We start from the raw sequence: 19,887 nt of genomic DNA, 5'->3' as shown, positions 1-19,887 counted from the left end.
TTCACACTGCGCTGAGCGCAACGCGATCTGCACCAGAACACTTCTGAGGAACGAATGAGCGACAAAGATCTCGACAAGCTTTCAATCGACACTCTCCGCCTGCTGGCCGTGGACGCCATTGAACGGGCGAAGAACGGCCACCCCGGCGCGCCCATGGCGCTATCGCCTCTGGCGTACCTCCTGTTCACGCGCTACATGAAGCACGACCCGGTCGATTTCAAGTGGACGGACCGCGACCGCTTTGTCTTGTCAAACGGCCACGCGTCCATGCTGCAATACGGCTCGCTGTTCCTGTCCGGCTACGATCTTTCGCTTGATGATCTGAAACAGTTCCGTGAGTGGCACTCCAAGGCGCCGGGCCATCCTGAGTACGGCTTCACGCCGGGCGTGGAAGTCACGACCGGTCCACTGGGCCAGGGCTTTGGTATGGCGGTTGGCCTGGCGATTGCTGAGAAGCATCTGGCTGCCGTGTACAACAAGCCCGACATGGAGATTGTGAACCACCGCACCTGGTGCATCGTGGGTGATGGCGACATGATGGAAGGCATTTCGCACGAGGCGGCATCGCTGGCGGGTACGCTCAAGCTGAACAAGCTGATCGTCTTCTACGACGACAACCTGATCTCGCTCGACGGACCGACGGAGCTCAGCTTCACTGAGGACGTAACCAAGCGCTTCGAAGCCTACGGCTGGCATGTGCAGTACGTGGACGACGGTGAGAGCCTGCCGAAGCTGGAGCAGGCCATCCGCATCGCCCAGGACGAAATCCAGAAGCCGTGCCTGATCCGCGTCCGCACGGTCATCGGCTACGGTTCGCCAAAGGCTGGCACCAAGGCCGTGCACGGAGAAATGCTGGGGAAAGAAGCTACACGGAAGACCAAAGAGTTTTTCGGCTGGGATCCGGATAAGGACTTCGTTGTTCCCGAAGCAGCAAAGAAGAACTGGGAGCAGGCCAAGACCAAAGGCGCGGAATACCACGCAAACTGGAACGACATGATGGAAAAGTACAAGGTCGCCCATCCAGAAGAAGCTCAAGAGTTCGATCGCGTGATCAAGCAGGAACTGCCCAAGGATCCGTTCAAGGACCTGAAGCCGTTCCCGACCGACAAGCCGATTGCGACCCGCACCGCCGGCAATGTGGCACTGGAGGCCATCGGCAAGAACGTGCCGGAGCTGATGGGCGGCGCGGCCGACCTGACCAGCTCGACCAAAACAATCTTCAAAAATTCGCCTTCGTTCGCGGTCGATCCCAAGGGCCGTAACATCTTCTTCGGTGTCCGCGAGTTTGGCATGTGCGCAGCGGTAAACGGCATGGCGGCGCACGGCGGTTTTATTCCGTTCGGCTCCACGTTCTTCGTGTTCAGCGACTACGCACGGCCTGCAATCCGTATGGCCGCGTTGATGAGCACGCATTCCTTGTTCGTGTTCACGCATGACTCCATTGGCCTGGGGGCGGACGGCCCAACGCACCAGCCCGTCGAGCACCTGATGGCCCTGCGTGCAATCCCGCAACTGACCGACTTCCGTCCGGCAGACGCGAACGAAACGAACGCGTGCTGGCGGCTCGCGGTTGAGCGCAAATCCGCCTCGTTCATGGCGCTCTCGCGGCAGGATCTGCCGGTGCTGGACGCTGAAAAGTACAACGTGACTGAAGGCCCACGCAAGGGTGCCTACGTGCTCGTCGAGCAGGAAAACCCCGATGTGATTGTAGTTTCGACCGGTTCTGAGGTCTCGCTGGTCGTGGAGACGTTGCCGAAGTTCCAGGAAGCCGGCATCAAGGCGCGGATCATCTCCATGCCGTCATTCGCAATCTTTGAAGAGCAGGACGACGAGTACAAGAACTCGATCTTCCCGCATGGCGTGCCAAAGGTGGCGGTGGAGGCTGGTGCTTCCATGGGCTGGTGGAAGTACGTTGGCCGCGACGGTCAGATTATCGGCGTCGATCGCTTCGGTGCCTCCGCGCCAGGGCCTGAGGTGCTGGCCAAGTATGGCTTTACGCCCGAGAACATCGTCAAAGCGGCCCAGACCGCGATGGGGAAGTAAGCATGCGCATCGCGATCGCTTCGGACCACGCAGGTTTTCCGCTGAAGGAACTCGTTCGCGCACACGTGGCCACGCTCGGCCACGATGTGCAGGACCTGGGAGCGTATGACACGACGCCCTCGGATTACCCGGACTTCGCCGTGAAAGTCGGCATCGCACTGATGGGGGGCGAGGCCGACCGCGGCATCCTGATCTGCGGATCGGGCGTGGGCGTCTGCATCGCGGCCAACAAAATGCCGGGCGTACGCGCGGGTATGTGTCACGACACGTACTCCGCGCACCAGGGCGTTGAACACGATGAGATGAACGTGATCGTGCTGGGTGCGCGCATCATCGGCGAGGAGCTCGCGTATGAGTGCGTCGAGTCGTACCTGAAGGCGAACTTCATCGCAAAGGAAGAGCGCTTCGTGCGCCGCCTCAACAAGGTCTTCGCGATCGAGAAGAAGTACATGCCCGACGCCGCCGGAACCAGTTACGCCGCTGCCGTAGAGAGCAAGGGCTAGCGCGATGCCCGAACAGAACGGTCCCCAAAGCAAGAACGGCAAGGTATGGTTCATCACGGGCTGCTCCACAGGTTTCGGCCGCCTGCTCGCCGAGGCGGCGCTGAAACGAGGAGACCGCGTGGTTGCCACTGCTCGTGACGATAGCAAAATTCTCGATCTGACCGATCAGTACCCGCAAAACGCGCTCGCGCTCACGGTTGACGTCACGGACAAGGACACCATCTTGGCCGGCGTTCAGGACGCCATCGAGACCTTTGGCCAGATCGACGTGCTGGTCAACAACGCCGGCTATGGCTTGAGCGGTGCTGCCGAAGAGGCGAGCGACGATGAGATCGAGCAGGTCATCGCGACCAACGTCTTCGGCCTGGTGGACACCACCCGCGCCGTGCTGCCGCACATGCGTGAGCGCCGCGCCGGTCACATCCTGATGCTTTCGTCTGTTGCGGGCCTGGTCGGCACCCAGGGGCTCGCCTACTACAACCTGACCAAGTTCGCGGTCGAGGGCTTCTCTGAGGCGTTGGCGCAGGAGACGAAGCACCTCGGCATTCGCGTTTCGATCATCGAGCCCGGCCCGTTCCGTACGGACTTCCTCGGCCGCTCCGGTCAGACCGCCACGCAAGAGATCGAAGACTACAAGGACTCCGCAGGCAAGCTGCGCGAATACTTCAACACGCAGGCCGGTAGCCAAAAAGGCGACCCGGCAAAAGCCGTGGAGGCCATGTTGAAACTGGCGGACATGCCCGAACCGCCCTTGCATCTGCTCTTAGGGAAGAACGCCCACGATCGGCAACTCGCCAAACTCGACGAGTGGAAGAAGACGATTGAGGCGTGGCGAGAAGTTACGCTGGACGCAGACTTCCCGGAGAAAGAAACTCCCATCCAGTAGAACGTACGATTTTTGCCGCGCCTCTTCTGGGCCGGCGGGCATCAAGTCAACTGCGACGAAAAATGCAATCACGAAGTGTGGCACACGAAAGGGAACGCGCAATGGAACTCGGTCTGATTGGTCTGGGCAAAATGGGCGGCAATATGGCGGAGCGGCTTCGCCTAGGCGGCCACAAGGTCGTTGGCTTTGACTTCAACAAGGACACCACGGCCAAGCTGACCGCGGCCGGCTCTGTCGGCGTGAACTCGCTGGAAGACCTGGTCAAGAACATGCAGTCGCCGCGCGCCATCTGGATCATGGTGCCCGCAGGCGATCCGGTCGATCAGACCATCGCCAAGCTGAAGCCGCTCATGCAAAAGGGCGACATCTTTATCGACGGCGGGAACTCAAACTACAAGGATTCGATCCGCCGCCACGACGAACTGGCCAAGGAAGGCTTTGCATTCGTCGACGTGGGAACCTCTGGCGGCGTGTGGGGTCTCACAGAGGGCTACTCCATGATGGTCGGCGGCGACGAAGATGTCGTCGAGAAAATCCGTCCCGTGCTCGAAACGCTCGCACCCGCGCCCGACAAGGGTTGGGGACGCACGGGCCCGGCCGGCGCAGGCCACTTTGTCAAAATGGTGCACAACGGCATCGAGTACGGCATGATGCAAGCCTACGCCGAGGGCTTCGCGATCTTCACTGCCAAGAAAGAACTCAACCTCGATAACGCGCAGATCGCCGAAATCTGGCGCTACGGCTCGGTTGTCCGCTCGTGGCTCCTGGACCTGACTGCCGAAGCTCTGCAGAAGAACCCGGACCTGCATGGCGTTGCGCCCTATGTCACCGACTCGGGAGAGGGCCGCTGGACGGTCTTCGAGGCCATCGATCTGAATGTCTCGGCACCCATCATTACGGAATCGCTCATCCGGCGTATCCGCTCGCGCGAAGACAACAACCTGACCGACCGCATGCTGTCCGTCATGCGCAACGCCTTTGGCGGTCACGCCATGAAGACGGAATAAACCCCCGCTTCGACTTCGCCGGGCTGGCCAATTGGCGCGGCCCGGCCTTCCGCAAAGCCATCCACCGCAGCCGATTGCTGCGCCAGGAGAAAGAGCCGCTATGGCAAACCAGGGAATCAACGTCTCGCAGGAACAGGTCGAGGCGAACAAGGGCGCGGAGAGCATTCCCGAGCCCTGCATCGTCGTCATCTTCGGCGCTTCGGGCGACCTGACCAAGCGCAAACTGCTACCCGCGCTGTATCACCTCGATCAGCAGAATCTGCTTTCCGAAGACTTTGCTGTCGTCGGTGTTGCGCGCCGCGACCTGTCCAAAACCTTCGCGCCAGACATGAAGGACGGCATCATCAAAGGTGGCGGCGTCGACGAGAACGAGCCCAAGCTGGCCAAGTTCATGGACAAGGTGCAGTATTTCGCGACCGAGTTCGACAATGACGAGGGCTACGAAAACCTGAAGAAGTTCTTGGCCAACCTGGATAGTAAGTTCGGCACGAAGGGCAACCGTCTGTTCTATCTCGCCGTCGCTCCGGAGTTTTTCGCCGACATCACGCAGCGGCTGGGTAAGCACGGAATGACCGGCGAGGACGACAAGTCCAAGGGCTGGGTCCGCGTCATCATTGAGAAGCCCTTCGGCACCGACCTCGAAAGCGCGAAAAAGCTGAACACCGCGATTAACGAGGTCCTCCACGAAGACCAGATCTTCCGCATCGACCACTACCTCGGCAAAGAGACTGTGCAGAACATCCTCGTCTTCCGCTTCGGTAACGGGATTTTCGAGCCGATCTGGAATCGCAACTACATCGATAATGTGCAGATCACCGCTGCGGAGTCCATCGGCATCGAGGGCCGCGGACCCTTCTACGAGGCGGCCGGTGCGCTCCGCGACGTGCTTCAGAACCACGTGATGGAAGTGCTCTCGTTTGTCGCCATGGAACCGCCAGACACGCTCGATGCGGCGCCGATTCGCGTGGAAAAGCTCAAGGTATGGAAGGCGATCGATCCGATTCCGGTCGAGGACACGGCACGCGGCCAGTACGGTCCCGGCACCGTCGACGGCGAGCCGGTGAAAGGCTATCGGGAAGAAGATCGCGTGAGTCCCGAATCACAGACAGAAACCTTTGCGGGCATGAAGCTCTCAATTGAGAACTGGCGATGGGCCGGCGTTCCGTTCTACATTCGAGCGGCCAAGCGCCTGGAGCGTCGCGTCACGGAAGTAGTCATCACCTTCAAGCAGCCGCCGCTGCACCTGTTCAAGAGCACCGGCCAGGGCGCGGAACAGCTGGAGCCAAACGTGCTCACGCTACGTATCCAGCCGGACGACGGCATCAAGCTGAAGTTTGGCGCCAAGATCCCCGGACCCACGACCAACATCGCGCAGGTCGAGATGAACTTCAGCTACGCGGAAAGCTTCGGCAAATCGTCCGCGAACGGCTATGAGCGGCTTCTTCTCGATGCCATGCTGGGTGATGGCACGCTCTTCGCCGAGCGCGAAGGCGTCGAGACAACCTGGGCTCTGATGACGCCGATTCTGGAAGCCTGGAAGCAGCAGAAGAAAGTCTTCCCAAACTATGCCGCTGGCACTTGGGGGCCGCAGGAGGCATCGGACCTGCTGCAGCGTGACGGGCGCGAGTGGCGCGTCAGCTAGTCCTTTGACTTACACCGAAACGCCTGGGGCATGCCTCAGGCGTTTCGATTTCATCCCGGTGCGCATCTGACATGCAGCAACGGAAGCAGGTACGGTATGGCTCAGAACACCATTGCAGATTTCCTTGTATACGACACGCCGGAGCGCGTGGCGCAGGCCGCCGCGGAGGTCTTCACGAAGTACGTGGCGGAGGCCGCACAGGCCCGTGGCGTCGCGCGCGTCGCCATCTCCGGCGGCACCACGCCCAAGCGCATGTTCGCCCTGCTGGCGGCTGCACCCTTCGCCCAACAGGTGCCATGGGACAAGCTGGAACTGTACTGGGTCGATGAGCGCTGTGTCGGCCCCGACGATGCCGATTCAAACTACCGCATGACGCGCGAGCAACTGCTCAGCAAGGTGCCGCTGCCGGCAGACAAAGTTTTCCGCATGGAAGGTGAGCTCGACCCGGAAGAGGGCGCGGCGAAATACGAAACGTACCTTCGCAACAACTTCCGTCTGGAGGGCGCGCAGGCACCGGCGTTCGACCTAGTTTTTCTCGGCATGGGCGATGACGGTCACACTGCCTCGCTCTTTCCGCACACAGAGGCGATCAACGAACTTGGCCGGCTCGTGGTTGCGAACCACGTCCCGCAAAAAGACACATGGCGCATCACGCTGACTGCACCGGTCATCAATCAAGGCAAGCGTGTCGTGTTCCTGATCGAGGGCGGCGCCAAAGCGGACCGCCTGCACGATGTGCTGCTGGGTGACTATGATCCGGAGACGCTGCCTTCGCAGCTGATCCGTCCCGAGTCGGGCCATGTCTACCTGCTGCTTGACGCGGAAGCTGCCCGCCGATTGCCAAAGGTGGGCATGCACGGTGACGCTGAGACCGGAACGCTGGAGCTGTGCCGATGATCCTTGCGGGCGATGTAGGTGGGACCAAGGTCGATCTGGCGCTCTATGACTTCGACGGCGGCAGTCTGCGGATGCGCCGCAGCAGGAAGTTCCCCGCGCACGAGTACGGGTCCCTCCAGGACGTGGTCAAAGCGTTCTTGTCGACGGACGACACGGGCGAGAAGGTCGCGCATGAAGTGATCGCTGCCTGCTTCGGCTGCCCTGGCCCGGTCAAGGACGGCCACCTGAAGCTGACCAACCTGCCCTGGGAACTGGACGCACGCGATCTTTCCAAAATTCTCGAGATCGAGCACATCTTTTTGATCAACGATCTGGAGGCGAACGGGTACGGTATCGCCGAGCTTGGGCCCGACCAGATTTTTGAGCTGTACCAGGGAGACAAGTCCGCGCTGGGGCATCGGGCGCTCGTCTCCGCGGGCACCGGTTTGGGCGAAGCTCTGCTTATCTGGAACGCAGCGGCGCGGCGTCATCTGCCGTTGCCCAGCGAGGGCGGCCACGCCGACTTCGCCGCGCGCAACCCGATCGAGATTGAATTGCTCGAGTACCTGCAAAAGAAGGTCGGTGGCCGGGTCAGTTGGGAGCGTGTTGTCAGCGGCATCGGCCTGAAGAATATCTACGAGTTCCTGCGCGATACGGGCAAAGCCGAGGAGCCGGACTGGCTTCGCGAGCGCATGCAGACCGAGGATCCGAATTTCGTGATCGGCACGACGGGCGAAGACGGCTCCAGCGAACTGACGCGCATGACCCTGGAACTGTTCGTTTCAGCCTATGGCGCTGAGTGCGGCAACATGGGCCTGAAGCTGCTCGCCAGCGGTGGTGTCTACTTGGGCGGGGGTATCCCGCCAAAGATCCTGAAGACCTTACAAAATGGCAAGTTTCGCGATGCATTTCTCGACAAGGGCCGTCTGTCGCCGGTGCTGCATAACATTCCGGTTCGCGTCATCCTGGAAGAGCGCACAGCACTGATCGGCGCAGCGGCCTACGCCGAGGCCCGGGCCAGCGAGCTTACCGGGCACAGTGAGCGCATGGCGTCACAAACCTAGCCACCGGAACCAACTTCTTTCTCCAAGCAAACGCTGCCTGCACAGAGCATGGCAGCGTTTCCCCGTTTCTGGACTGAGGAATGCCCGTCAGGACAAACAAGCTACATTACTGAAGACGGAACCGTTCCACCATCAGGCGCTGAAACCGCGGCTTCCAAATCAAGTCGTACGCGAGCTCCTTGCCGGGAAACATGGCGAGCGCTGCCTCGCGTGCATCGGCGATCATGCGCGATGCCTCATCCACGGTCAGCGTGCCATCCTGCGCGACTACCTGCATCACCATGTTCATCATCATCTGCAAGCGGCGCAGCAGTTTCCGTTCCTCTGCGTCCGCTTGCGACGTTGCGTTCGGCAACGGCTGTGTGCTCTTGTCTGTGCTGTGCATCTCGCCCATTGTGCTTCTCCCAAACGGCCACGGTTCTTAAAAGCTCGCATCCTTGCGCAAGCCAACGATCCCTTTGTCTCAGACGCGCCCGCGCGCAAATCGATGCTGCGCTTACTTGTCATCCGCGGGGATGAGGGTTGTGACAGAACCGTCCGAATGCAAGGTGTACTGCACCGCGCCCATGGTGTCGGTTCGCGCGGTCAAGGCGTGGTGCTGACCTAACCGTTCCAGCACTGGCATGCGTGGATGGCCGAAGTGGTTTCCGCGACCGCAGGAGATTACCGCGACCTTCGGCTCCAGGGCGTCCAGGAACGGTGCGCTGCTGCTCGTCATGCTTCCGTGGTGACCCACCTTCAGCAGCGTCACTGGGCTAAGCAGGTGCGCCGCCATCATCGCCTCTTCGCTCGGCAGTTCCGCATCGCCCGCCAGCAGGGCAGAGGAGCGGCCGTAAGCCGCCCGCAACACGAGCGAATCGTCGTTGGTCGGAACAAGGCCCGGCGCATAGGCCGGTTGCGGTCCAAGCACGTCCAGGTGGACCTGCTGCCACTCCACATGGCTGCCGGCGCGCAGAAAGCGAATCGCCGTGCCTTGCGCCCGCGCTTCGGCGAGCAGGGTGTGCAATCGCTCGGAAGGTACATCCACACTGAGCCAAAGTTCGCGCGGACGGAAGTTTCGCAACACTGCGCTCATGCCGCCCAGGTGGTCCATGTGCGCATGACTGAGCGCCAGGACATCCAGCCGGGAAATGCCGAGGTGCCACAGGTAGGGCGAGACGACCTCCTCGCCCGTGTCGAAGGCGTCCCCTGCGTTATTCTGCCGCAAATTTCGCTCGGGACCCACGATCCCGCCGGCGTCGATAAGCAATGCCTGTCCGTTCGGCGCAGTCAGCAGGACCGAGTCGCCCTGCCCCACATCGATCGCCGTGACCCGAAACGCCAGTGGAGGTCGCATGTGGCGTGCAAAAACAATTGTGCCCACGGACACACCGCATGCCAGTGCCACAGCCGCCCATGCGAACGCGGGGCGGCGCAAGCGCAGCAACACGACGCAGAGCCCAACAGAAGCCGCAAGTGCCACGGTCGCGGCAAGTGTCGGACCTGGCGTGCGCAAATTGGCGCCGTGCAATGACGCCAGGGCCCGCACCAGCCACGCCGCGCCGTGCAGCAGCAGCGCCGCTGGAGCAGCCGCCACCATCGCCAGCGGGTAGGAAACAAGGCTCAGCAGAAAGCTGAGAATGCCGCAGATCATCAGCGGCACAAGCAGCGGAATAACCAGCAGATTGGCCGGCAGCGCAAATGCCGTGAAGCGGTGAAAGTAAAACGTCATTGGCAGCGCCATCGTCAGCTCGGTAATGAATGCGACCAGGGTCGCCACCAGAAGCGCGAATGCGGCACGTACGAACGCAAGCAGCGCCAGGCTTGCCCATCGACCGCATGACAACTCCAGTTCTGTAGCCAGCCAGCGCAGGCGCACACGGAACTGGGCCACGTGCGGCGGCAGGCGGCGGTCCAGCCGCAGTAATGGCAGATTGCGGCACGCACGCGCGTACGGCGCGACCGTGCGCTCCAGCAGCGGCACCGCGATGCCTGCAATGGTCAGCGCGATCAGCACCGTCATCTGCAGGCCGCTGTCGCGCAGTGACTGTGGCCGCACCAGCAGCATGGCCAGCACAGCCGCGCCCACGGCGTTCAAGGCGTTGCGCTCGCGGCCGCTCGCTTGCGCGAGCAGAAACACAAGCGTCATGAAGAGAGCCCGCTGCACCGGCTGTCCGAAGCCGGTCAGCAGCGCATAGCCGCTGGTTGCGAGTGCCGTCAGCAAGGTTGTCAGCAGGCGGCCGCAACGCATGCGATCCGCCAGCCAGAACACGGCTGCCGCAACCAAGCCGATGTGCATACCGGAGACCACAAATAAGTGAAACGTACCCGTGCGCTCGAAGTCGGCCCGCAGACGGTGGGTCAGCGCACCTCGTTCCCCGAAAAGCATGGCCGTCCACGCCGCCACGTCTGACGCATTCCAGCGCAGCACTGCGGGCAGCCAAGCCTTGCTTCGCTGCCACGCGGCAAAGTTGTGCAGGCGTCCGTCGGCCCAGGTGCGAACCTGCTGAAAGCGGCAAGACAGCGGCGCGCTTTGCGCATTCTGCGTCACCCAAACATGGCTTGGCACGGCCGTTCCCGTTGCGGACACCTGCTGTTCTGCCAACCAGTCCCCATAGCGCCACACGCCGGGGTCTCGAAACTCGCGGGGCCGGTACAGCCGCAGGACGGCCCGTACGTTGCTGCCGCACTGCAGTGCGGCTCCATCGAGTCCTGCAAGCACCACGCGGGCCGTTCCCGCGGCGTCCGGCATCGTTACAACATCCGGGTCCAGTCGCTCGATCTGTCGCAGTTGCAGATCCGCGGTGTACCGTATCTGCTCGGTGGCTCCAGCTTCCTGGTCTGCCGCCTGCTCACCAAAGTGCAGCGGATCTGCATCCTGCTCATCGCTTCGCGTGGGCAACGGCTGCACGGACACAACCGTTGCCACGACCTCGCGCCGCAACCCATCTGTGTAAGGCAGCAGCGCGCGGTCCGTCGAGCTTCGCGGATGCAACACACCCAATGACCAGCCCAGCATGAACCACGCGCTAAGTGCGCTGATGATCGCCAGCCGCGGCGCCTTCCACAGAGCGACACCTGCAATCAGCAGACATATTGCAGTCCCGCTAACCAGCAGCGCGCCGGGCCGCCACCATTGCGACGCGGCAATGCCCATCGCAAACACAGCCGCGACATACAGTAGCGGCGCCCGGCGAAGTTCCAGCGGCATCACGCGGCTGAAGCGCGACGGATGCGCGTGAACCTCGCGGCCCAGCATGGGTGGTACTCCGCGTTCCCCGTGAAGCCTCAGCATCGCTGCGGCGCCGATTGCGCGGCAGCACTGTGGTCAGCTGCGGCGAAAGACGGCGATCGTCTCCGTGTGATCTGTCTGGGGGAAGAGGTCGAGCAGGTGCAATTCTGTAATCGTGTAGCGCGAGTCTACCAGCGCTCGCGCATCACGCGCGAATGTAAGGGCATCGCACGAGACATAGACAAGTTCCGGTGCGCCCACGCGAGCAAGCTGCACCGCCGCGCTGCCCAGGCCAGCCCGCGGAGGGTCCATGACGATGACGTCGGGGACCGTGGATCGTTGGTCCTTTAAGAATTCGAGCACCGGTTGTGCAACGGCGCGGTGCAGCTCCCCAGCGGCTCGCAACGCGGCGCTCAGATCGTTTGCGGCGGGCTGGCCGACCTCAACCGCGATGACCTGGTCAAAGCGCTCGGCAAGCGGGACGGAAAACAAACCCGCGCCGGCAAACAAATCCCAAACTATGCGTCCGCTCCGTCCACCCAGCACCAGGTCAACCATCAGGCCGGTCAGGAATCGATTCACCTGAAAGAACGCACCGCGGGACACTTCATACTCAATGCCGTTCACAGCGTAGGCAAGCCCCGGCTTGCCCCAGCGGGCTACCTCCACTCGCTGCCGTTCCTGCACACGCCGCGAGGTCGTCGCGAGCGAGCCCTGCACCAGCAGACCTGCGCCCACAAGCTGTGGCACTGGCACCTTGAGTGCCTCACAAACCCTGCGGAACTGCGCTGGAGCATCGCGATCCAACGTGTTCACGGTGGCGTCAACGTGCAGCAGCAATTGCAAGCCACTCTCGTCCACGTTTGTACAGAGCTCCACCTCGGTACTGCCTGCCGGCCATGGACTTTGCACTGCGGCAACCCTTTCCAACTCCGCAGCCGTGTGCCACAGCAGAGGCGCTGCGATAGGGCACTCCTCCACAGGCAGAAACGCATGGGAGGCACGCCGGTTGTATCCAAGACGGCCATCCTCCAGGCGCAACCGAATGCGGTTGCGGTAGTGGTACTCCTGCCCTGTATGCGTCCTGATCTCGGGCGCACCGAACCCGGCCTGCGCAAGCCGCTCGCGCAGCGCTTCCATCTTGCCCTGCACCTGCGTCGCCTGCGACAGGTGTTGCAACTGGCAGCCGCCGCACTCGCCGAAGTGCCGGCATCGCGGCTGGACCTCGGCCGGAACAGCGCGCGCGGGCAGCGGCTCCATTACAGGTGCTCCATATAAAAAAGGCTCAACCGCGGCAGGCCGTACGTTTCCAGCAGGCGCTTGTGCAGAAACTGCTGGGTCACATGCTTCAGCTGCGCGGCGCTCATGCCGCGGCTGCCGCTCAACCCGCGTGCGGCCTGCTCGCGCCACTCCTTTTGCTGTGGCTCGGGCGAGACCAGCAGCAGCATCGCAAACAGCTTTTCCTCCAGCACGGTCAGCGTGCGCTCGAGCTCCTCGGTATCTGCCGGAATGTCCATGGCAAGCGCGCGCAAGCGGTCGGCGATCTCGTCCCGTTGCGCATGTGCGGCCAACGGCAGGGTCGCCGTCGCAACCGCTTCCGCGTTGCGTTGCAGGTACGCGCGTATAGGTTCCGCTTCAAAGCCGCTCTCACGCTGCGATGCCGCGGTGCTGGCAGCACCGACCGCGGCGTCTTTCATCTGTTCGGTCGCGGTCATCACGGCCTGCGCAGCCCAGGCCAGACCGTTCACCTTGCGCAGACGCTTGCCCGTCTTCTGCGCGCGCGCATCATGCTTGTCAAAAGCATCATCAATGCCGCGCAGCACGGCTTCCAGCGGCACACCTGCATCGCGCCACGTCTCGATCAGCGCCCAGTCCAGCGTGCTCAGCATCGTCAGCGTGCCGCGCCGCCGCTGAAAGCGTTCTTCGATTTCCGTGAAGTACTCGTAGTAGTTCTGCAAGGGCGTGCTGCTATCGATGGATCCCCTGTTGAGCTTCGGGCCGCGCCGGCCGCCGCTTCAGCCGGTCCTGATTGCGCTCATAAATCAGCCGCACACCGTCCAGGGTCAGGTTCGGGTCGACCGTCTTCATATAGCGCGAGTCGGGCGCGATCATCTTGGCAAAGCCACCAGTGGCGATCACCTTTGTCTCCGGCCCAAGCTCTGCGATCATGCGCTCGCAAATGCCATCCACCAGCCCAATATAGCCGTAGTACAAACCGATCTGGATGTTGTCGACCGTGCTGGTACCAATCACCTTGCCCGGCTTGCGAATGTTCACCCGAGCCAGCTTTGCCGCCCGGTCAAACAATGCGTTCGCGCTAATGCCCAGGCCCGGTGCGATCGCGCCTCCCAAAAACTCGCCGCGCGCGGAAATCACATCGAACGTGGTGGCCGTGCCAAGGTCCACCACGATGCAGGGACCGCCATACCGCTCAAATGCCGCGACTGAGTTCACGATGCGGTCCGCACCGACCTCGGCCGGGTTGTCGGTCAGCACCGGCAGACCGGTCTTCACACCCGGTTCGACAAACAACGGGCGGACGTTGAAGAAGTTCTCCAGAACCTCGCGCAGCATGGAATCTACGGGCGGCACCACGCTCGACACGGCGACACCATCCACGCTTTTCAGATCCACGCCATGCAGCGCGAACAAGCCATGCATTGCGATCCGCAGTTCGTCAGGCGTGTGCGTCAACGGCGTTGCCAGCCGCCAGCTGTGCAGCAGGTGTGCCGGTTCGGCATCCGTGGCGGGCGCATACAGGCCCAGCACCATGTTCGTATTTCCAACTTCGATCGCCAGCAGCATAGCCACCTTTCTGCTTGTCGTCTCTGCTTGAACCGCTCCTGCATCGGGGCGCGTCAGACAAGCTCGCGAACGCCGCCGTGCCGCACCATGCGACGGATGCCATCCTCGCACAGCACGCGCAACAGGCCTGTTTCCGTCAACCCATCCGTCACGCCAGTATAGCCTTCACCCTCGGCGACATGGACCCATTTGCCGCGCACCCAAGTGCTGTTTTCAGCGAAGCGCCCAAGAACCGGACCCGGCCCTTCCGCCAGCACATTCAGTACGGTTTCAAGTCGCTGCAGCAGGGCAATCAGCAGGTCTTCGCGGCTCGAGCGTTCGCCGGTAAGCAGCCGCAGCGACGTTGAAACATCCTGTAGCTCTGCAGGCATCGCGCTTTGATTCACGTTGATGCCGATGCCGATCGCCGCATAGCGCAGATACCCGTTGGGCTGCATTGCTGTTTCCGTCAGAATGCCGCCAAGCTTCAGGCTTCCCGGTCCCAGCGTCACCAGGTCGTTCGGCCAGCGCAGGTCGATGCGGCGCCCAGTTACATCTTGAACTGCAGCCTGGGCCGCCAAACCTGCCGCAAGTGAGATTGAAAGCGCATCGTCAGCGCGCAGCGCAGGCCGCACCAGGACAGTCACATATAGCCCGCTGCCCGGCTCCGAGTGCCACGTATGACCGCTCCGCCCCCGGCCCGCCGTCTGCTCATCGGCAACGTACACCTGTCCCGCTTCCGCGCCTGCCTGGGCATCGGCAATCGCGCGCGTCTGCGTACTGTCGATCGAGGTGAAGTGATGCAGCTTGTCCACAAATATCGTTCCGGCAAGCGCTGCGTTGACACTCGCTTCGTCAAAGCTGACGGGCTGACTTGAATTACGCCCGCAGGACTCGGCTGCCTTGCCGACTCGCTCCCCCTCAATACACATCGGCGGTAATGCGCATGCTCAGGTCCACCGCCGCCGCGCCCCGCGTCAGGTTCCCGACGCTCAGAAAATCCACGCCCGTATCGGCGTACTCGCGAACGTTCTCCAGGTTCAGGTGCTCGGCCACTTCCAGCAATACGGCCGGGTGCTCCGCGCGCATCTGCTCGACCGCCAACGCCACCTCGCGCACTGTCATGTGTACGAACAGCAGCACATCCGCGCCGGCCTGCACCGCAGTCTCGGCGTCCTCAGCGCAGCGAACCTCCACCTCCACCTTTTGCCCAGGCTTGCGGTGCTTCGCGGCGCGTTCCACGACCGCCTGCAAGCCGCCCGCCAGGGCGATGTGGCTCTGCTTCAGCATAATGCCGTCCTGCAGATCGAGCCGGTGGTTCTGCCCGCCCCCGCAGCAGACCGCGTACTTATCGAGCAGGCGTAGTCCCGGCATAGTCTTGCGCGTGTCCAGCACCTGCGCGCGCGTGCCGGCGGTCGCGTCCACGAACTCGCGCGTCAGCGTCGCAATGCCGCTCATGCGCTGCAGCAGGTTCAGGATCACCCGCTCACAGCTCAGGATGGCTGCGGCGGAATGCCGAATCACCGCCACCGTTTGTCCCTTGCGAACGCGTACGCCGTCAAAGATCTCCGGGTGGCTGATGACTTCATAGCGACTCCCACGTTTGCCGCCGGCGCGCGCCTGCAGCGCGGCAAACGCGTCAAAGACCCCCCCAATCGCGCCCAGTCCCGCGATCACGCAATCCTGGCGCACCAGCACCGTGGCGCTGGCACGCTGATCCGGATCAATCGTCAGCGCCGTGGTCACGTCGCTTGTGGCTTTGTCCTCGGCCAGCGCGGCTTCCAGCACCGCCGCAACCTTTCTGCTCTTCCAGTCCATCTGTTCACAATCCTAGCGGCGCATGGCGCATCCTACGGGAAACAGCGCGTGAAAGGAAAGCAAAACGCGCTCACTGAACTATGACACCTGTTCTGTTGACTGCCACTCTCATGCACCAGGCGGGCGTGCTTCTGCTGATCGCGATCCCGATCGCCTGCATGAGTTGGACCGTCACGCATGAGGAAGTCTTCCGGGAGCCACGCGAATTCTGCAAGCGCAAAAGCCAGGACTGCCGCTCCATGCCCGAGCGCAAATTCTTCTACCTGTTCACCTGCGAATACTGCTTCTCGCACTACGTCACGGCATCTGTCCTGATCTTCACGCGCTACCAGCTGCTCTTCGCGGGCTGGCGCGGCTATGTGCTGGCGGAGTTCGCCCTCGTCCTGATCGCTAATATGTACATGAGTCTGTACAACCGGCTCCGGCTCGACATCAAGCATGAGAATGTGACGATCGCGGTCGAAGAAAAACAGGTCCAGAAACCCTGATCTGAATTCTCCGCAGTCAGCACTCGTTTTTCCACAGAGAACCGAGTATGCTGGACACTGATCGTCGATCCGATCGGTTCGTTTTGCCTGTCCGGCATTGCCAGACGCAACACACTACCAATTGCGTTCAGCGGTACATCAAGGTGCGATCCGCTCGCACATGAAGGACAGACACAATGGAACAGGGCACTGTGAAGTGGTTCAACGACGCCAAGGGTTTTGGTTTTCTTAGCCGCCAGAACGGCGAGGACGTATTCGTCCATCACACCGCAATCAAGAGCAACGGTTTCCGCTCACTGCAAGAGGGTCAGTCCGTGACCTTCGACGTGGTCAAGGGACCCAAGGGCTTCCAGGCTGAGAACGTTCAGCCCGCGTAAGCTAAATTCAAGATTCTGCGAAACGGAAAGGGACAGCCTACAAGCTGTCCCTTTCCGTTTCTGCAGGAATTAAATTGCGAAGTTCGTGTCACTCTGCCACGATCAGGCCATGAGAAAGCTTGCGCAGTTCCGCTTTGTCGTCGCCTTGATCTGTGGCATCGGCTGTGTCGTCGCTGCCGCGTTGCGTTTCCACCTACCAACACCATTTCTGCAGGTGTGCGCCACTCTTTTTGGTGCTGCATGGCTCCTGCAGGCGTATCGACTTGAGAAGCAGATGAGATAGATCACGTGGGCAGCGCCGTGAGCGACGCCTTCGCTTTCTCATACAGCGTTGCCGTTTCCGCCTGCTGCTTCTTCAGGCCGTCCACCACTGCAGCGGGAGCCTTCGCCAGGAACGCGTCATTTCCAAGCTGGCGCTCCGCCGCCTGCAGCCCCTTTTCCAGCTTGGCAATCTCCTTGGTCAGCCGCTCGCGCTCCACGGCAACATCGATCTGCCGCTCGTACACGACCGCCACATCGAACCCCGCGCCGCCGCGTGCCGCCGCTCCCGTCAGGGGCTCACCGCTGAACTCCACATCGCCCACCCGCGCCAACTTCGCCAGCATGTCGCGGTTCGCATCGGCCAACGCCAGCGTTCGGTTGTCGCCGTGCAGCACAATAGGCGCGGCCTCCTTTTCCGGCACGCCCAGGTCCTTGCGCAGCCCGCGCACCGTCACGATCAGCTCCTGCAGTGTCGCGATCGCGGCCGTCGCGGCGTCATCCGCAGGATAGTCAGCCGCCTGCGGATAGCGCGTCAGCGCAATCGACTTTGCCGGGGGCTCATTCTCGTACAGCGCGTGCCACACCTCCTCCGTCAGGAACGGCATGAACGGCGACAAGAGCCGCAGCGACGCCTCGAACACACCGACCAGCCCCGCAAGCGAGATCGCAGTTTCCGGGTTCTGAATCGGCCTGCTCTCTTCCGAAGCTCCCTCCACCGGAGCAGGAGAGCCTTCAGCATCGGAAGGAAAGCTCAGCCGCAACTTCACCAACTCCAGGTACCAATCGCAGAACTCGCCCCAGAAGAACTGGTACACCGCGTTTGCCGCCTCGTCGAAGCGGTAGTCCGCGAGCGCCTTCTCCACCTCGCCGCACACCGCGCGCAGCCGTGCAAAGATCCACCGCGTCTCCACCGGAGTGATCTCCGGCAGCGCCGCAACCGCGGCAGCCGGCCCCATCTTCACGTTGTACCCGGCGGCCTTCGCGCGCTCCATCTGCAGGAACAGAAACCGTGCCGCGTTCCAGATCTTGTTCGCGAACGCGCGATAGCCCTCGGTGCGCTGCTCGTTGAACGCAATGTCCGTGCCCGGCGACGCCTGCGACGCCAGCGTGAACCGCACCGCATCCGTCCCATATTTCTCGATGATCTGGATCGGGTCAATCACATTGCCCTTGGTCTTCGACATTTTCTGCCGGTCGGCATCGCGCACCAGCGCATGAATATAAACCTCGCGGAAGGGCACCGCATCCTTCAACTCGCGCTTCGACCCGTCCGGCATCGGCACGTCCAGCATGAAATGCGTACCCAGCATGATCATCCGCGCCACCCAGAAAAACAGGATGTCAAACCCCGTCACCAGCAGGGAGGTGGAATACAGCCGGTCCAGATCGGTTCTGTCACGCTGCAACGACTCTGATGCTGCTCCCTGTGCCCTGTCCCCTGCGCCCTGCTCCACTGGCCAGCCAAATACCGTAAACGGCAACAATCCGCTCGAAAACCATGTGTCCAGCACGTCCGTTTCCTGCTGCATCTCGGCATGATCGCAGCTGCCGCAGCGCTCCGGCCGCGTGCGGCTCACGCACACCGTCTCGCACTGCGGGCAGTGGTACGCCGGAATGCGATGCCCCCACCACAACTGCCGGCTGATGCACCAGTCGTGAATGTTGCGCATCCACTCGAAGTACGTCTTTTCGTACATCGCGGGCGTGAACTTGATCGCGCCCTGCTCGACCGCCGCAATCGCCTTGTCCGCCAACGGCTGAATCTTGATGAACCACTGCGGCGACAAGCGCGGCTCAATCACCGCGCCGGATCGCTGCGATGTCGCCACCGCAAGGCCATGCTCCTTCACTTCCACCAGCAGCCCGGCCGCGCGCAGGTCCTCCACAATCCGCTCACGTGCGTCGTAGCGGTCCAGACCGTCATAGGGCGAACCCGGCACGGCGATGCGCGCGGTCTCGTCCATGATGATCAAGTTCTGCAGGTTGTGCCGCTTGCCGATCTCAAAGTCGTTCGGGTCGTGCGCCGGCGTTACCTTCACCGCGCCCGTGCCGAACTCGGGCTTGGCCCAGTCATCCGCCAAAATCGGAATCTCTCGCCCAACCAGCGGCAGCGTCACAGTCTTGCCGACCAGCGCCGTGTAGCGCTCGTCCGCCGGGTTCACCACCACGGCAACGTCGCCCAGCATCGTCTCCGGCCGGGTCGTCGCAATCGTGATCGAGTCTGTGCCACCGACAGGCCCATCCGTCAGCGGGTAGCGCACAAAATACAGCTTGCCGGTCGTCTCCTTGTGCTCCACCTCCAGGTCGCTCACGGCGGTCTGCTGCACCGGGTCCCAGTTCACGATGTAGCTGCCGCGATAGATCAGCCCCTGCTCGTACAGCCGTACAAACGCCTCGGTCACCGCGTTCGACAGGTTGTCGTCCATGGTGAAGTACTCGCGGCTCCAGTCCACGCTCGCGCCCAGCCGGCGCATCTGGTCCGTAATCGCGCCGCCGTACTGGCCCTTCCACTGCCACACGCGCTCCAGAAACGCCTCGCGCCCCAGCGCCTTGCGGTCCGTGCCCTCGCTGGCAAGCTGCCGCTCGACCATCATCTGCGTCGCGATGCCGGCGTGATCTGTCCCCGGCACCCATACCGCCTCTTCGCCGCGCATGCGATGCCAGCGCGTCAGAATGTCCATCTCCGTCTGGTTCAGCATGTGCCCCATGTGCAGCCGGCCGGTCACATTCGGCGGCGGCAGCAGCATGACGAAGCTTTTCGCCGCAGCGCCCGGCTTTCTAGCCGCGGCGCCCGGCCCGGCGCTCTCCGCAACATCCGCGGGCACATCCCAAAGGCGCTCACGCACCCAGAACTCCGCCCACTTGGTTTCAATCAACGACGGGTCATACGCTTTCGGCAACTCAGTCGGCATCCCTTCCAGCATAGC

Annotated in this window: 17 protein-coding genes; 9 read left to right on the top strand and 8 right to left on the bottom strand. The window is 62.3% G+C overall.

Annotated features, from left to right (window positions below; genetic code table 11):
* The first annotated feature begins 54 nt into the window (after positions 1-54).
* The 7 genes from tkt (at position 55) to glk (ending at position 8,021) form a co-directional block, all read left to right on the top strand.
* Positions 55-2,043: a transketolase gene (gene tkt / locus ACOFKT_RS11730; RefSeq protein ID WP_419804179.1), complete on the top strand. Its 1,989-nt coding sequence runs from the start codon at positions 55-57 to the stop codon at positions 2,041-2,043.
* A gap of 2 nt (positions 2,044-2,045) precedes the next feature.
* The gene (gene rpiB / locus ACOFKT_RS11725; RefSeq protein ID WP_419804178.1) at positions 2,046-2,546 is read left to right on the top strand and encodes a ribose 5-phosphate isomerase B; all 501 of its coding nucleotides are present in this window, start codon (positions 2,046-2,048) and stop codon (positions 2,544-2,546) included.
* Positions 2,547-2,550: 4 nt separating this feature from the next.
* On the top strand, positions 2,551-3,432 hold the full coding sequence (locus tag ACOFKT_RS11720) for an oxidoreductase (RefSeq protein WP_419804177.1): 882 nt from the start codon (positions 2,551-2,553) through the stop codon (positions 3,430-3,432).
* A 101-nt stretch (positions 3,433-3,533) separates the two neighbouring features.
* A complete protein-coding gene (gnd, locus tag ACOFKT_RS11715) occupies positions 3,534-4,439 on the top strand; it encodes a phosphogluconate dehydrogenase (NAD(+)-dependent, decarboxylating) (protein WP_419804176.1) in 906 nt (301 codons plus the stop codon).
* Positions 4,440-4,539: 100 nt separating this feature from the next.
* The gene (gene zwf, locus ACOFKT_RS11710; RefSeq protein ID WP_419804175.1) at positions 4,540-6,081 is read left to right on the top strand and encodes a glucose-6-phosphate dehydrogenase; all 1,542 of its coding nucleotides are present in this window, start codon (positions 4,540-4,542) and stop codon (positions 6,079-6,081) included.
* Positions 6,082-6,177: 96 nt separating this feature from the next.
* Positions 6,178-6,978 (top strand): 6-phosphogluconolactonase, encoded by an 801-nt coding sequence (gene pgl, locus ACOFKT_RS11705; protein ID WP_419804174.1) that lies wholly within the window; start codon positions 6,178-6,180, stop codon positions 6,976-6,978.
* Complete coding sequence (gene glk / locus ACOFKT_RS11700) at positions 6,975-8,021, top strand: glucokinase (RefSeq protein ID WP_419807158.1); 1,047 nt, start codon at positions 6,975-6,977, stop codon at positions 8,019-8,021. The genes pgl and glk overlap by 4 nt, the downstream gene beginning before the upstream one ends.
* Before the next feature lie 106 nt (positions 8,022-8,127).
* Here glk and ACOFKT_RS11695 read toward each other — a convergent pair whose 3' ends face one another.
* The 7 genes from ACOFKT_RS11695 to nadC all read right to left on the bottom strand — a co-directional run bounded on the left by ACOFKT_RS11695 (position 8,128) and on the right by nadC (position 15,834).
* Positions 8,128-8,415, bottom strand: a complete 288-nt coding sequence (locus ACOFKT_RS11695; RefSeq protein WP_419804173.1) for a hypothetical protein — start codon at positions 8,413-8,415, stop codon at positions 8,128-8,130.
* Between the two features lie 102 nt (positions 8,416-8,517).
* Positions 8,518-11,259 carry a ComEC/Rec2 family competence protein gene (locus ACOFKT_RS11690; protein WP_419804172.1) on the bottom strand — a complete coding sequence of 914 codons (2,742 nt, stop codon included), beginning with the start codon at positions 11,257-11,259 and terminating at the stop codon, positions 8,518-8,520.
* A gap of 69 nt (positions 11,260-11,328) precedes the next feature.
* A complete protein-coding gene (locus ACOFKT_RS11685) occupies positions 11,329-12,492 on the bottom strand; it encodes a class I SAM-dependent RNA methyltransferase (protein ID WP_419804171.1) in 1,164 nt (387 codons plus the stop codon).
* Complete coding sequence (locus ACOFKT_RS11680) at positions 12,492-13,190, bottom strand: hypothetical protein (protein ID WP_419804170.1); 699 nt, start codon at positions 13,188-13,190, stop codon at positions 12,492-12,494. The genes ACOFKT_RS11685 and ACOFKT_RS11680 overlap by 1 nt, the downstream gene beginning before the upstream one ends.
* Before the next feature lie 10 nt (positions 13,191-13,200).
* Positions 13,201-14,037, bottom strand: a complete 837-nt coding sequence (locus ACOFKT_RS11675) for a type III pantothenate kinase (protein WP_419804169.1) — start codon at positions 14,035-14,037, stop codon at positions 13,201-13,203.
* 53 nt (positions 14,038-14,090) lie between these two features.
* Complete coding sequence (locus ACOFKT_RS11670) at positions 14,091-14,948, bottom strand: biotin--[acetyl-CoA-carboxylase] ligase (protein WP_419804168.1); 858 nt, start codon at positions 14,946-14,948, stop codon at positions 14,091-14,093.
* The gene (gene nadC, locus ACOFKT_RS11665) at positions 14,938-15,834 is read right to left on the bottom strand and encodes a carboxylating nicotinate-nucleotide diphosphorylase (protein ID WP_419804167.1); all 897 of its coding nucleotides are present in this window, start codon (positions 15,832-15,834) and stop codon (positions 14,938-14,940) included. The genes ACOFKT_RS11670 and nadC overlap by 11 nt, the downstream gene beginning before the upstream one ends.
* A gap of 80 nt (positions 15,835-15,914) precedes the next feature.
* Between nadC and ACOFKT_RS11660 the strand changes: the two genes are divergently transcribed.
* Both ACOFKT_RS11660 and ACOFKT_RS11655 read left to right on the top strand, forming a co-directional pair.
* On the top strand, positions 15,915-16,322 hold the full coding sequence (locus ACOFKT_RS11660; protein WP_419804166.1) for a hypothetical protein: 408 nt from the start codon (positions 15,915-15,917) through the stop codon (positions 16,320-16,322).
* A 176-nt stretch (positions 16,323-16,498) separates the two neighbouring features.
* Positions 16,499-16,699 carry a cold-shock protein gene (locus ACOFKT_RS11655; RefSeq protein ID WP_419804165.1) on the top strand — a complete coding sequence of 67 codons (201 nt, stop codon included), beginning with the start codon at positions 16,499-16,501 and terminating at the stop codon, positions 16,697-16,699.
* Positions 16,700-16,983: 284 nt separating this feature from the next.
* Here the strand turns inward: ACOFKT_RS11655 and ACOFKT_RS11650 are convergent, their stop codons facing one another.
* Positions 16,984-19,872: a valine--tRNA ligase gene (locus ACOFKT_RS11650; RefSeq protein WP_419807157.1), complete on the bottom strand. Its 2,889-nt coding sequence runs from the start codon at positions 19,870-19,872 to the stop codon at positions 16,984-16,986.
* Positions 19,873-19,887 lie beyond the last annotated feature (15 nt).

The sequence above is a fragment of the Terriglobus sp. genome (genome assembly GCF_965201105.1).
Classification (GTDB): Bacteria; Acidobacteriota; Terriglobia; order Terriglobales; family Acidobacteriaceae; genus Terriglobus.
The sequence above is the reverse complement of the archived record's forward strand: the minus strand, read 5'-3'. Positions and strand labels throughout refer to the sequence as shown.